Genomic DNA, 13,432 nt, shown 5'->3' with positions numbered 1-13,432 from the left:
GCGCGTTGGTGGTCTGCTCAGTCACAGGGCAAGGCTAGGCGAAATCGCTGGTCCGACGCGATTCGGTAATTCAGCCGAGCAGGGTGTCGTACGCCGTCGGGCTGCTGTCGCGGAGGAACTCGCTGCAACGCTCCCACTCGTCGGTCTCGCCGATCGCCTTGGCCTGCTCGGCGAGGAGGGCCAGGCTGGTCAGGAAGCCGCGGTTGGGCTCGTGCTCCCACGGCACCGGGCCGTGGCCCTTCCAGCCGTTGCGGCGGAGCATGTCGAGCGAGCGGTGGTAACCGACGCGGGCGTAGGCGTAGACGGTCACGTCCTCGGCGCCGGCCTCCTTGGCGGCCGTGGCGAGCGCGGCCCAGGCCGCGGGCGAGGCCGGGTGGCGGCGTACGACCTCGGCGGGCTCCGTCCCGGCGGCCAGGTCGTCGGTCGCGGGGTCGGCGGGGAGGTGGGTCGGTGGCGGTCCGGCCATCAGGTCCTGGTGCGTCATGCGAACCATTGTGCCCGCGACCCCCGAAACCGTCGGTGGTCGGGTGTTGACTGTGGCCATGACCGAGACGACCGCGTCGCAGGCGCCGGGCAGCACCGTGGAGCATCCCTGGCGCAGCCTGGCCGCGCTGTGCATCGGCTTCTTCATGATCCTCGTCGACATGACGATCGTGACCGTCGCGACGCCGGACATCATGAGGGACCTCGAGGCGAGCACCAACGACGTGCTGTGGGTGACCAGCGCCTACCTGCTCACCTACGCCGTCCCGGTGCTGATCATGGGGCGTCTCGGCGACCGGTTCGGGCCGAAGTGGCTCTATCTCGGCGGCCTGGCGATCTTCACCCTCGCGTCGCTGTGGTGCGGGCTCGCCGACGACATCACGATGCTGATCATCGCCCGCGCGGTGCAGGGCGTCGGTGCGTCGATGATGACGCCGCAGACGATGGCGGTGATCACCCGGATCTTCCCGGCCGACCGGCGCGGTGCGGCGATGGCGCTGTGGGGCGCGACCGCGGGCATCGCGACGCTGGTCGGCCCGATCCTCGGCGGCGTGCTCGTCGACCTCGGTGGCTGGGAGTGGATCTTCTTCATCAACATCCCCGTCGGCGTGGTCGCGCTCGTCCTCAACTGGCGGCTGGTCCCGCTGCTGCCGACCCACCCGCACGTGTTCGACTGGCTCGGCGTCGCGCTGAGCGGGATCGGCATGTTCGGCCTGGTCTTCGGCCTCCAGGACGGCGAGCAGCGCGGCTGGGACGGGCTGATCTGGGCGCTGGTGATCGGCGGAGTAGCCGTGCTGGGTCTGTTCGTGCTGTGGGAGGCGCGCAACAAGCAGGAGCCGCTGCTGCCGTTGGGCCTCTTCGGCGACCGCAACTTCTCCGTCGCCAACATCGCGATCACCTGCATGGGGATGGCGGCCACGACGATGGGCTTCCCGCTGATGCTCTACGCCCAGATCGTCCGCGGCTACGACGCGCTCGAGGCGTCGCTGCTGATGGTGCCGATGGCCGCGGTGTCGCTGGTGCTCGCGCCGGTGGTCGGCCGGATCAACGACAAGGTCCACCCCCGCTGGCTCACCAGCTTCGGCTTCTTCTGCTGCGCCGTGGCCATCTTCTGGCTCACCGGGCCGATGACGCCGGGCTCGGCGGTCTGGGAGCTCCTCGTCCCGATGGGCCTGCTCGGGCTCGGGATGGCGTTCGTGTGGGCGCCGCTGGCGGCGGCCGCCACCCGCAACCTGCCGCCGCTACAGGCCGGAGCCGGGTCGGGTGTCTACAACGCCACCCGGACGGTCGGGTCCGTGGTCGGCTCCGCCGCCATCGCCGTGCTCATGGACGCCCGGATCACCGCCAACGGGCTGGACGCGAGCGCGGAGACCGCGGGCGGCGCCGGTGCCCAGCTGCCCGCGGAGGTCGCCGAGAGGTTCTCCCAGGCGATGGCCGAGGCGACGTTGCTGCCGGCGGTCGCGCTGGCGGTCGGCTTCGTGGCGGTGCTCTTCTTCACCACCCCGCGTCACCTGGTGAAGCCGCCCGCCTAGGACAGGGCGACGGAGAGCGGCAGGCCCCGGCACGGGATCATGTCGCGGGCGGTGGTGAGCGGGTCGCCGGTGGCCAGCTGCGGGTCGGCCGAGACGATCGCCTTGCCGTGGCCGTTCACCAGCGTCGCGCCGGCCTCGCGCAGCCCGGGCAGGAGCATCGTCTCGAGCGTCTCGACCAGGGTGTCGGCCCCCGCGACGCCGACCATGCGGCCGCCGGCGTAGACGGGCATCGTCGTGGTCATGACGTACTCGTCGGTGCAGACGAAGTCGACGTACGGCCCGACGAGCGTGAGCTCGCCCGTGCGCTCCGGGGTGCGGTACCAGGGCTGACGGGTGTAGTCGATCGCCTCGCCCGTCGCCGGGGCGTCGGCGTCGCCGAGGAAGTCACGTTCCTCGCCCTGCCACCAGACGAGGTAGAGCCGCCGGTCGCTCAGCACTCCCGGCGCCACCACGAAGCCGCCCCCGACGAGATTGGGGTTGCGCAGGAACTCCAGGGACCCGGGCTCGAGCCGCTCGCGCAGGGACGCGCTGGTGACCGGGCCGGCCTCGAAGAGGGCAGCCACCTCGCTGCGTACGCGCTCGAGCTCGGTCACGATCGGCCCGAAGTGCTGCTCGACCTGGGCCACACAGTCGAGGGGAGTCATCGTCTTCGTCATCGTCGCACCGCCTCATGGATCTCAGCCAAGCGTTCAAGGGAGTGAGCGACATGCTCACGTACGCTCTCCCGGGCCCTGACAGCATCCCCCGATGCCAGGGCATCGACAAGCTCCTGATGCCTGCTCGCCGTCGCCTCCCGGAAGCCCGGCTCGTCGAGCGGGATCCGGAGCAGGGCGCCGAAGTCGGCCTCCTGGCGCACCACCTCGCGCGTCATCCGGGCCGACTGGGTCAGGGCGGCCACCGACAGGTAGAGCTCGCTGTCCGCGCTGCGCCAGCGGGCCACGTCGCTGACGTTGAGCGGGATCAGCAGGTCACGCAGGTCCTCGACCTCGTCAGGATCGGTACGCTCCGCCGCGATCTCCGCGCACCCGGTGAGCACCACCTGATAGACGGTGGCCCGGTCACGCAGCTCGATCCGTGACATCGCGGCGAGCCGGTCCTCGACCAGGTCGGCGCTCTTCGGGGCACGTACGAACGAGCCACCGCCACGCCCACGGGTCGTCACCACCAGGCCCTTGGCGCGCAGTGCCACCAGCGCCTCTCGTGCCGTGACCGTGGCGACGCCGAGCATCTGGGCGAGCTCCGGCTCGCTCGGGAGCCGCTCGCCGTGCGCGAGCACGCCGGAGCGGATCGCCTCGGCGAGCCGGTTCTCGACACGCGCCGCCCTGCCCTCGTCGCCGATGGGGGCGAAGATGGCCGCACGGGCTCGGGAGGTCATCACACGCACACCTGAATTCTAATGTATGGCTCCAGATGATTCGGCCCCTCAGATCTGTTCGATTTTGTTCGAATCGGCACAGGAAGTTCATGAATTTCGTCTTAACTATCTGGATCCTTGGGCGTTTCTATGCCTAACCTGTGCGCACGACTGACGCAGTATTGGTGTCGGTCACCCAAGATCGTCGGGTGTCCAGGGCTTGTGGGGGGCGCTGGGCATCCGACTCCTTGATTTTGGGACGACCTGCCTCTGAATACGACAGGGCGGGGAGAACCTTTCGGCTCTCCCCGCCCTGTTTCTGTGCGTGTGTGCTAGAACACCGCGGCCACTGCGCTCGTCACCGAGTCGACGATGTCGCCCAGCAGGCCACCCTCGTCCTCCTCGACCGGAGCATCCTCGGTCGCCTCGTCAGCAGGCTCCTCGGTGGTCGGCCGCGCAGCCGGGGTCTCCGACTCGCTCGGCGTCGCCTCCGGCTCGGCCGGCTCCTCGGCAGGCGCCTCAGCGCTGTCCTCGCCGCCCGGAAGGATGTCATCCAGACCCGGCAGCAGCGGCGCGTCCTCCTCGGTCGGCTTCTCGACCGGAGCCACCTCGTCCGAGGACTCCGGCGACGCCGGCTTCTCGGCCGGAGCGTCGGACTTGTCCTCGCCCGGGGTCGACGCGCGGAAGCCAGCGTTGCCGCCTTCCGTCCCCTGAGGACCGCTAGCTGAGGCCGGGGCACTGGGCGCCGACTGGTTGCCGTCGCTGTCCTCAGCGGTGACCGTAACTGTCGAATCCTGGCCGAGCAGGCACCCAAACCTCATGGATGTGGCGCCCGGTTCCGAACGCTGCGGGAAGCAGAGAACGCCACCCTGCACCCGAACGATGTAGACAATCCCGCTCTGCGGCGTCTTGTTGTCCTCGTCCGTCGATGCCGACCACGAAACGTCGAAGCCGAGTGCCGAGACATTGTCCACCTTGACGTTCTGGGGGACCGTAGGCGCGATCTTCGTAGTCGTGCCGGTGGCCTCAGCAGACGGGTCAGACTCGTTGCCCGCACTGTCCACAGCCGTAACGGTGTAGGTGTACTCCTTGCCAGCCTCCAAGCCCGTGTCCTCGTACGAGGTGTCGTTGACCGGACCGACCAGCTTGCCGTTGCGGTAGAGGTTGTAGGTCACATCACCAACGCCATCGGTGTTGTCCTCGGACTCCAGCCAGCTCACGTTCAGCGTGCTGTCGCTGGGGTCACCCTGCTCGACCGTCACGCCCTGAGGAATCTGCGGAGCCGTGACGTCCATGACGCAGTCGATCTCGTTGCTGTCCTGGGACTCATTGCCAGCCTTGTCGGTCGCGGTGACCGAGAAGGTGTAAGTGACACCGGCTTCGAGGCCTGTGAAGGTCGCCGCGGTCTCCTCGGTCCGACCCGGGTTTCCGGCGTCCGGCGACGAGGTCACCGTGTAGTGGGAGATCCCGCTCTTGTCCTGCGCCCTGGACCAGTCGACCTTCGCGGAGGTGTTGGTCAGCACGTCGCACCCGCTGAGAGTGACCGGGTCGGGAGCCGTCTCGTCCTCAGGATCACCGGGGCCCGGTTCTTCGCCGTCGTCGTCGCAGAGCGGGAGGTCGGGGAAGAGGTCACAGACCGGCAGCTCACCGTCGCCGTCGCCGTCATCCGGCGGGGTCGACGGGTCCGTCGGCGGCGGGGTCGGCTCAGGCGGCTGGCACTGGGTCAGGTCCGGGCGGATCTCGCAGATGTCCACACCGGCACCCGGCGGGCGAGTGTCCTCGCAGGCGCTCGGGTCGAGCTCACAGGTCGGCGTGCTGCCCGAGGGGACGTTGCCCGCGGGGATGAAGGTCACGCCGGTGTTGGCGGCCGGGACGATGTCGTCGTCGACGATCTCCGGGTCGTCGGAGTCCTTGTCCGACGGCTTGTCGTCGGGCTCAATCGTGTCAGGATCGCTGGGGAGCGATGACTCCCCGGTTGTCGGATCCTTCTTCGGCGAGCTCTCCGGGTCGCTGTTTACGGTGCAAGAGAACAAGACGAGAAGCAGGATCAGGATGATCGCGCCTATGACGATTCCGCCGATTGTGCGGTTTCGCGCAGTGGTTTCCATTCCGAGGATGTCCCTCCCAAGATCAACGCCGAGGGGACGGTTCGACTGTCGTTACCCGTGAGTCGCCGTCCAGCCAGGGCATTGAATCGCTTTACCAATGACCGGCACAACGACATAAGCCCGTGTTTGCTATGCCGTGTGCCACAACGTTTTCCGAATCGGGACCATTGGCCTGTCCCCGGCGTGTTGCTCAGCCGATGGAGTTGCCCGCAGAACCGAGATGCTGGGCACCCTCGACGACCCGAGCGGCCATACCTGCCTCCGCGAGCTTGCCCCAGACGCGAGGATCGTACTGCTTCTTGTTTCCGACCTCGCCGTCGACCTTCAGAACACCGTCGTAGTTGGCGAGCATGTGGCCGGCGACGGCACGGGTGTAGGCGTACTGGGTGTCGGTGTCGATGTTCATCTTGACCACGCCGTAGGAGACGGCCTCCGCGATCTCCTCGGCGCTCGAGCCGGAGCCGCCGTGGAAGACGAGGTCGAAGGGCTTCGAGCCGGAGGGAAGGCCGAGCTTGGCGACGACGGCGTCCTGGGCGTCACGCAGGATGGAGGGACGGAGCTTGACGTTGCCCGGCTTGTAGACGCCGTGCACGTTGCCGAAGGTGAGCGCGGTCAGGTAGCCCTCGACACCGAGCGCGTCGGCGGTCGCGATGGCGTCCTCGGGGGTCGAGTAGAGCTTGTCGTCGATCGCGCCGACGATGCCGTCCTCCTCGCCACCGACCACGCCGACCTCGATCTCGAGCACGATGTGAGCGGTCTTGGCCAGCGCCAGCAGCTCCTGGGCGATCTCCAGGTTCTCGGCCAGCGGCACCGCGGAGCCGTCCCACATGTGGCTCTGGAACAGCGGCGCCTCGCCACGCTGCACGCGCTCGGCGGAGAGCTCGAGCAGAGGACGTACGAAACCGTCGAGCTTGTCCTTGGGGCAGTGGTCGGTGTGGAGCGCGATGTTGACGTCGTAGGACTTGGCGACCTCGGTCGCGTACGCCGCAAAAGCCACCGAGCCGGTCACCATGTTCTTGACCGTGGGGCCGGAGAGGTATTCCGCGCCACCGGTGGAGATCTGGATGATGCCGTCCGAGCCGGCCTCCGCGAAGCCGGCCAGTGCCGCGTTGAGCGTCTGCGACGAGGAGACATTGATCGCCGGGAAGGCGAACCCCTTCTCCTTCGCGGTCGCGAGCATCTCGGCGTACTTCTCGGGGGTGGCGATGGGCATCTGGGGGTCTCCTTGAAGATCCGTTGTCGACCGGTGCGCTGGTGGCCAGCGTAATGCGCCCCCGGGGCACCCCGCCCAACGCTCGCAGTTGGATCGATCAACCAGGACAACCGATCCGCCTCGAGATCCGTATCCAGGGGTGAGACTGACCTTGGAGGCACCATGGACTGGCAGGAAACCCTGGAACGGGCGATTCCCCAACCCCCGCCCACACAACCCGACCCGGCCGCGCTCGTCGCGGACGGGAAGAGGCTCGTACGCCGCCGACGGCTCGCCGTGGTGGCCGGCTCCGCGGCCGCGGTGGCCCTGGTGATCGGGATCGGCGCGGTCGTCGTGCCCTCGCGAGACAGCGCCACCCCGGACCCGCCGATCGCGACCCGGTCGACGGGCGAGGAATGGCCACCCGAGGTCGACATCCCCTTGAGCGACCTCGCTCCGGTCGCGTACGACTTCGACACCGGTGAGACGACGTTCCAGGAGGGCTGGACCGAGGTCGACCGGGTCGGAGCCCTCACTTCCAGCGACTCATTGGCGGTCGCGGTGACCGACGGGGAGAAGACGATCTACGCCTACTTCCCGCAACGTGAGGACGCCGCCTTCGCCGACGCATCCCATACCGCGAAGGACTTTCGGACGTGGGCACGTGAGCTTCCCGACCACCAGCCGGACGTCATGTGGGACCCCGGTGACCGGCTCTCCGTCGGCGGAAGCGGTTGGAAGATCGTCCGCGAGATCTCCAACCCCTTCGGATACGACGCACCCTGGGACTCGGTCGGAGCGGTCATCGAGCGGGAGGGCGTCGAAAAGTGGCTCTTCCTCCGGAATAGCCGCACAGCGCTTTCACTGGCACCCGACGGCGGCTCGATCTATGCCATTCCTGGCCAGAGCATCGATGGCTGGCTGACACGCATCGAGAGGTCGGATCGAGCGACCTACCGTCCGAACTACCGCAACCTCGTGGAACCGGCCATCACCGACGTCGTCGAGTTCAGCGGCTCGGAGGTCGTCCCCACCAGGGACGGGGTGGTGGTCCTCGATCAGATCGCTGACCCGGACATCAACGAGTCGTTCACGGCCGAGACGTCGCAGACCGCAGCCGCCCGGATCACCGTCGACGGCGAGGAGCAGTACGTCCTGGTCCAGGAGAAGGAGAGCGCGACTCGGACGAAGAACGTCTCGTGGGCGTTTGCCTACAACCTGCTCCCGGCGCCGTACACCGAGGACCGCGGGCCGTTCTCACTCGACGAGTTCGCCGCGATCGTCAGGCGAAACTACGGCTCCCAAGGGGGGCCGTGGACATGAGCGCGCACGACGAGGCCTTCACCGCGTTCGTCGCGGCCCGGCGGTCACACCTGGTGCGGGTGGCGTACGCGCTGTGCGGCGACTGGCACCGGGCGGACGACCTGGTGCAGACGTCCCTGCTGAAGCTGTACGCGTCGTGGCGACGGGTCGAGCGGGGGTCGGAGGAGGCGTACGTCCGGACGATCCTCGTCCGCGCCCACATCGACCAGACCCGGCGGCCGTGGTGGAAGCGGGAGCGCTCGGGAGAGCTGCCGGAGCAGCCGGGTCCCGCGGACCAGGTCGAGGAGCGGTCCGAGCTCTTCGACGCGCTCCAGGAATTGCCGGAGATGCAGCGCAAGGTGGTCGTCCTGCGCCACTGGCTGCAGCTGTCGGTCGCCGAGACCGCACGGGAGCTGCGGATCAGCGAGGGGACCGTCAAGAGCCACTCCTCGCGGGGGCTGACCGCGCTGCGTACCTGCCTGGGATCGGGGGACGCGTCCAGGACATAAGGCGGGCAGAGAGCAAGAGCGGCGAGCAAGGTGAAGATCCGCTATCGCGGGCAGCGGTCCTGGAATCCCCCGCTGCCGCCCGGCCCCGAGGCCACGCACCCTGTGAAAGGGGCACATCCGGGCGACCCGGAGTTAACTTTAGCGGATCAGCTTTTCACCGAGGACACCGGGGCGTAACCGCTTTACAACCACCGGTTCGATCCGGTCAACCGCGCCAGGCGTCCTCGGAGGACAGGTCGGCGTGCTGGACGACCCAGGAGTGCATCGCGATCGCAGCGGCGGCGGAGGCGTTGATCGACCGCGTCGAGCCGAACTGGGCGATCGAGAAGGTGCCGTCGACGCTCGCGCGCGCCTGCTCGGACAGACCCGGACCCTCCTGCCCGAAGAGGAAGCAGACCGACTTGGGCAGCTCCATCGTCTCCAGGTGGAGCGAGCCGGGAAGGTTGTCGATGCCGAGGAGGCGTACGTCTCGTTCATGGAGGTACGCCGCGAGCGACGGCACGTCGGGGTGGTGATGGACGTGCTGGTAGCGGTCGGTGACCATCGCGCCACGGCGGTTCCAGCGGCGGTTGCCGACGATGTGCACCTCAGCGGCCAGGAACGCGTTGGCGGTGCGGACGATGGTGCCGATGTTGAAGTCGTGCTGCCAGTTCTCGATCGCGACGTGGAAGCCGTGGCGGCGCTGGTCGAGGTCGGCGACGATCGCCTCGAGGGTCCAGTAGCGGTAACGGTCGACCACGTTGCGGCGGTCGCCGTTGGCCAGCAGCTCCGGGTCCCAGTGCGCCCCCTCGGGCCACTCCCCCTGCCACGGACCCACGCCGACCTCCGGCTGCCCGTGGGGCATCGGATCGTACGGTGCTCGGGATTCACCCTCGGACTGACGTGTGTCGTTCATCGACAAGACAGAATATTCGTACAACAAGAGTTGTTACCTATGGGTACCGTAGGGCGGGTGACAGGTGCGGGGAATTTTGCGCCGATGTTGGCTGGTCTGGAATGGATGAGTCCGGATTTTCTGCTGGCCACTTTCGGCGAGCCGCTCTTCTGGATCAGCCTCGTCATCATCTTCGTCGAATGTGGTCTTTTCTTCCCGTTCCTGCCCGGCGACAGCCTGCTGATCGCCCTCGGGATCTTCATCGCCACCGACAAGATCGACATCTTTCCAGGGCCTCCCGGCGTCGAGGTCGTGATCGCGATGGTCTTCTTCGTCGCCGCCGCTTTCGCGGGCAACGTGACCGGTTATGAGATCGGACGCAAGATCGGGCCACGGCTCTATGAGCGCGACGGCCGGTTCATCAAGAAGCGACATCTCGAACAGACCCGGGAGTTCTTCGACAAGCACGGCAACAAGGCGTTGGTGATCGGGCGATTCATCGCCTTCGTGCGCACCTATGTCACCGTCGTCGCCGGGGTCACCCACATGGACCGGCGGCGGTTCTATTTCTGGAGCTTCGTCGGTGGCGTGCTGTGGGTGCTGGCGGTGACGTTGTTCGGGTTCTTCGTCGGCGCGCGCTGGCCCTGGCTGGCCGACAACGTCGACTACCTGATCCTGCTGCTCTTCGCGCTCGCGTTCGCACCCGCGATGGTGGAGTGGTGGCGTCGGCGGCGTACGGCCTCGCGGCTGGCCGCGGACCTCGACCACGACGGTCACCCGGACCGGGACATTCTCGGGATGACGGTCCGGCCGCGCACCTCGGAGGACCAGGGTGCCGACCGCCGGGCCGACCACTAAGCGGTCAGATTCCCTCGGGCGAGCCGCTCCAGAGCCTGCTCGATCACCTCGCGCTGCTTGGTGAAGGTCCACCTGACCAGGTGCTTCCCGGCATCGGTGTCGTAGAACCCCTGCAGCGGGATGGCCACGACGCCGGCCCGTTCCGGCAGCGACCGACAGAACTCCAGACCGTCGCTCCAGCCGAGGTCGGTGATGTCGGAGACGGCGAAGTAGGTGCCCTCCGGGATCGTCACGTCCAGGCCGATCCCCTTCAGCCCGTCACAGAGCAGGTCGCGCCGCCCCTGGAGATCGAGGGCGAGCTCCTTGGGCCAGTGGTCGAGATGCTCGAGCGCGTACGCAGCGGCCGGCTGCAGCGGGGCACCGGAGGTGAACGTCAGCCACTGCTTGGCTCCCAGCAGCGCTTGGACCAGATGCTCGGGGCCGGTCGCCCAGCCGACCTTCCAGCCGGTGAAGGAGTAGGACTTGCCGATGCTCGACAGGGTCAGGGTGCGCTCACGCATCCCGGGGAGCGTGGCGATCGGGATGTGCGGGGTCCCGTCGAAGGTCAGGTGCTCGTAGACCTCGTCCGAGACCACGGTCAGGTCGTGGTCCCTCGCGAAGGCGGCGACCGTCTCGAGCTCCTCGCGGGTGAGCACGGTGCCGGTCGGGTTGTGCGGGGAGTTGAGGAGGAGCACCTTGGTCGCCTCCGAGACGGCCGCCTCGAGCGCTTCGCGGGGCAGTCTCCCGCCCGGAGCGGAATCGTCCAGGCTGAGCGTCACCGGGCGACGTACGCCGCCCGCGAACTGCACCACGGCCGGGTAGCTGTCGTAGTAGGGCTCCACGAGGATCACTTCGTCGCCCGGGTCGACCAGGGCGAGGATCGCCGCCGCGATCCCCTCGGTCGCGCCGGTGGTCACGGCGACCTCGCGGGCCGGGTCGAAGGTGAGGCCGTAGTGGCGGGCCTGGTGGGCCGCGACGGCCTCGCGCAGCGCGGGGATGCCGGGGCCTGGGGCGTACTGGTTGCGTCCGCTCTCCAACGCGGCCACGGCTTGCTTGATGATCTCCTCGGGGCCGTCCACGTCGGGGAAGCCCTGGCCGAGGTTGACCGCGCCGGTGGAGGCGGCCAGCGCCGACATCTCGGAGAAGATCGTCGGCGGGATGCCGTGGAGTCGTCGCGCAGTCATTCCGCCGCCTCCGTAGGACAGGGCGAAGAATACGGAAGCGGCGGAATGACCCTTGATGCCGTTCGCTGGCGCTCACTCATGACACTTAGGCTAGGGGTCGTGACCACGGATCAGACCCTTGCTGCCGACATCGACGCCACCTGCCGCCTGCACGGGGAGTTCACGCTCCGCTCGGGGCAGGTCAGCGACACCTACTTCGACAAGTACCTCTTCGAGGCGGACCCGGCGCTGCTGGAGCGTGTCGCGGCGCGGATGGTCGAGCTGCTGCCCGAGGGCACCGAGGTGCTCGGCGGGCTGGAGCTCGGCGGCATCCCGATCGTGACCATGGTCTCGGCCAAGACCGGCATCCCGGCCATCTTCATCCGGAAGAAGGCCAAGGAGTACGGCACCGCCAAGCTCGCCGAGGGGCCGTCCTTCTCGGGGAAGAAGGTCACGCTCATCGAGGACGTGATCACCTCGGGTGGCGCGGTACGCGACGCGGTCAACGCGCTCCGTCCGCTTGGTGCGATCGTGGACACTGTCGTGTGTGCGATCGACCGTTCGCCCGAGCCCGGTGAGTCGCTGCGTGACGTCGAGCTGGAGATCCGCTCGGTGCTGACCCGAGCCGACCTGGACGCGGTCAACGCGGCCTCCTAGGGATCCACGGCGTGGATTTCAGGTTCGGTCGCTAGGCTTCGCCCGCCCGATCCACCCACACACTTCGAAGAGAGCCTCATGATCCTCACCGCCACCCAGCCCGAGGAGCTCACCGGCGTCGCCGGCTGGGCGGTCGACCTGATGGACAAGCTCGGCCCGGTGGGTGCGGGGCTCGGCATCGCGCTGGAGAACCTCTTCCCGCCGCTGCCCTCCGAGATCATCCTGCCGCTGGCCGGCTTCACCGCCGCTCAGGGCCGCTTCACGATCGCCGAGGCGCTGATCTGGACCACGCTCGGGTCGGTCGTCGGCGCGCTCGCGCTCTACCTGGTCGGCGCGCTGATCGGCCGCGAGCGGGTCTACTGGGTCGGCGAGAAGCTGCCGCTGGTGAAGACCTCCGACCTGGAGAAGACCGAGGCGTTCTTCGAGAAGTACGGCGCCTGGACGGTCTTCTTCGGTCGCTTCATCCCGATCTTCCGGTCGCTGATCTCGGTCCCCGCCGGCGTGACCCGGATGCCGATCTGGAAGTTCCTGATCCTCACCACCGTCGGCTCCGCGATCTGGAACACCATCTTCGTGGTCGCCGGCTACCAGCTCGGTGACAACTGGGAGAAGGTCGAGCCGATCGTCGGCCGGTTCCAGAACATCGTCATCCTGGTCGTGGCCGTCGCCGTCGTGGCCTGGATCGGCCTGCGGGTCTACAAGATCATCCGCGGCTCCGACAACGGTGCCAAGGACGACTCGCTCGTCTCCTAGCTAGAACTGCTGGTGCGTCGGCGGTGTCGGTCCCGGCACCGCCGCTGCGGGCTGCTGCCAGGGGTCGCGGGGTGTGCGCCGGGCGAACCAGGCGCCTGCTCGGCCGACGTACAGCATCACGATCGCGGCGATGACCACCGCCGGGAAGACCACCACGAAGAGCGAGAGCAGCGCGGCGATCGAGCCGACCACGGTGAGCAGGACCCGGGCCACCTTGGAGCGGAACAGCACCATGATCCCCAGCGGGATCGCGATCAGGCTCAGCACGCCGCAGACGGCGAACCAGATCACCATCGCCAGCGTCACGCCCTTGTCCGAGGACGACGGGTCGTTGTAGTCGGCGATCCCCGCGGGCACCATGAACAGCGAGATCAGCAGCGCGATCACCGAGCCCACGATCGTCATGATCGATGCCGCGACCACCGTCCCTGGTCTGGTGTCGGGATCGGGCTGCGGGTAGTGAGGGCGGAGGTACGCCGGGGGCTGCTGGCCCATCGCGTACTGGCCGTAGGCCGGTGGCGCCTGCCCCCATCCCTGGGGCTGCTGCGACGGCGTGGGCTGGGGCGGGGCGTACGGCGTCGGGGGCGGCGGCTCCTGCCCCTGGAACGGCGGCTTGCCGCCGTAGGGGTTGTCGAAGGAGCCGTACTGATCTGACATGCCGCGGAGCC

The 13,432-nt window shown here is 68.2% G+C and carries 14 protein-coding genes; 6 read left to right on the top strand and 8 right to left on the bottom strand.

All coding sequences use genetic code 11. From position 1 onward, the window contains the following. Positions 1-70 precede the first annotated feature (70 nt). A complete protein-coding gene (locus OG984_RS23895; protein ID WP_328528671.1) occupies positions 71-484 on the bottom strand; it encodes a DUF3151 domain-containing protein in 414 nt (137 codons plus the stop codon). Positions 485-542: 58 nt separating this feature from the next. On the opposite strand from OG984_RS23895, the gene OG984_RS23890 reads away from it, so the two are divergent. Next, positions 543-2,015 carry a DHA2 family efflux MFS transporter permease subunit gene (locus OG984_RS23890; RefSeq protein WP_328528670.1) on the top strand — a complete coding sequence of 491 codons (1,473 nt, stop codon included), beginning with the start codon at positions 543-545 and terminating at the stop codon, positions 2,013-2,015. Here OG984_RS23890 and OG984_RS23885 read toward each other — a convergent pair. The 4 genes from OG984_RS23885 to fbaA all read right to left on the bottom strand — a co-directional run bounded on the left by OG984_RS23885 (position 2,012) and on the right by fbaA (position 6,690). Beyond that, positions 2,012-2,671: a cache domain-containing protein gene (locus tag OG984_RS23885; protein WP_328528669.1), complete on the bottom strand. Its 660-nt coding sequence runs from the start codon at positions 2,669-2,671 to the stop codon at positions 2,012-2,014. The two genes, OG984_RS23890 and OG984_RS23885, sit on opposite strands and share 4 nt — an antisense overlap. Next, positions 2,668-3,390, bottom strand: a complete 723-nt coding sequence (locus OG984_RS23880; protein ID WP_328532386.1) for a FadR/GntR family transcriptional regulator — start codon at positions 3,388-3,390, stop codon at positions 2,668-2,670. The genes OG984_RS23885 and OG984_RS23880 overlap by 4 nt, the downstream gene beginning before the upstream one ends. 311 nt (positions 3,391-3,701) lie before the next feature. Next, the gene (locus OG984_RS23875) at positions 3,702-5,402 is read right to left on the bottom strand and encodes a fibronectin type III domain-containing protein (protein WP_328528668.1); all 1,701 of its coding nucleotides are present in this window, start codon (positions 5,400-5,402) and stop codon (positions 3,702-3,704) included. Positions 5,403-5,667: 265 nt separating this feature from the next. After that, the gene (gene fbaA, locus OG984_RS23870; RefSeq protein ID WP_328528667.1) at positions 5,668-6,690 is read right to left on the bottom strand and encodes a class II fructose-bisphosphate aldolase; all 1,023 of its coding nucleotides are present in this window, start codon (positions 6,688-6,690) and stop codon (positions 5,668-5,670) included. A 162-nt stretch (positions 6,691-6,852) separates the two neighbouring features. On the opposite strand from fbaA, the gene OG984_RS23865 reads away from it, so the two are divergent. Then, the gene (locus OG984_RS23865) at positions 6,853-7,992 is read left to right on the top strand and encodes a hypothetical protein (RefSeq protein WP_328528666.1); all 1,140 of its coding nucleotides are present in this window, start codon (positions 6,853-6,855) and stop codon (positions 7,990-7,992) included. Continuing rightward, positions 7,989-8,480, top strand: coding sequence for a SigE family RNA polymerase sigma factor (locus OG984_RS23860; protein WP_328528665.1), 492 nt, complete (start codon positions 7,989-7,991; stop codon positions 8,478-8,480). Before OG984_RS23865 ends, OG984_RS23860 begins: the two co-directional genes overlap by 4 nt. Positions 8,481-8,685: 205 nt before the next feature. Here the strand turns inward: OG984_RS23860 and OG984_RS23855 are convergent, their stop codons facing one another. Then, positions 8,686-9,324 (bottom strand): TrmH family RNA methyltransferase, encoded by a 639-nt coding sequence (locus OG984_RS23855; RefSeq protein WP_328528664.1) that lies wholly within the window; start codon positions 9,322-9,324, stop codon positions 8,686-8,688. Between the two features lie 108 nt (positions 9,325-9,432). Between OG984_RS23855 and OG984_RS23850 the strand changes: the two genes are divergently transcribed. Next, positions 9,433-10,212, top strand: coding sequence for a DedA family protein (locus OG984_RS23850; RefSeq protein WP_328528663.1), 780 nt, complete (start codon positions 9,433-9,435; stop codon positions 10,210-10,212). Here the strand turns inward: OG984_RS23850 and OG984_RS23845 are convergent. Continuing rightward, positions 10,209-11,375, bottom strand: coding sequence for an aminotransferase class I/II-fold pyridoxal phosphate-dependent enzyme (locus OG984_RS23845; RefSeq protein ID WP_328528662.1), 1,167 nt, complete (start codon positions 11,373-11,375; stop codon positions 10,209-10,211). The genes OG984_RS23850 and OG984_RS23845 overlap by 4 nt on opposite strands. Before the next feature lie 99 nt (positions 11,376-11,474). Between OG984_RS23845 and pyrE the strand changes: the two genes are divergently transcribed. Together pyrE and OG984_RS23835 are read left to right on the top strand one after the other, a co-directional pair. Then, a complete protein-coding gene (pyrE, locus tag OG984_RS23840) occupies positions 11,475-12,011 on the top strand; it encodes an orotate phosphoribosyltransferase (RefSeq protein WP_196872635.1) in 537 nt (178 codons plus the stop codon). A gap of 78 nt (positions 12,012-12,089) precedes the next feature. Then, positions 12,090-12,764: a DedA family protein gene (locus OG984_RS23835; protein ID WP_328528661.1), complete on the top strand. Its 675-nt coding sequence runs from the start codon at positions 12,090-12,092 to the stop codon at positions 12,762-12,764. Here the strand turns inward: OG984_RS23835 and OG984_RS23830 are convergent, their stop codons facing one another. After that, positions 12,765-13,421, bottom strand: a complete 657-nt coding sequence (locus tag OG984_RS23830) for a hypothetical protein (protein ID WP_328528660.1) — start codon at positions 13,419-13,421, stop codon at positions 12,765-12,767. Positions 13,422-13,432: the final 11 nt, after the last annotated feature.

Source organism: Nocardioides sp. NBC_00368, assembly GCF_036090055.1.
GTDB lineage: Bacteria > Actinomycetota > Actinomycetes > Propionibacteriales > Nocardioidaceae > Nocardioides.
The sequence above is the reverse complement of the archived record's forward strand: the minus strand, read 5'-3'. Positions and strand labels throughout refer to the sequence as shown.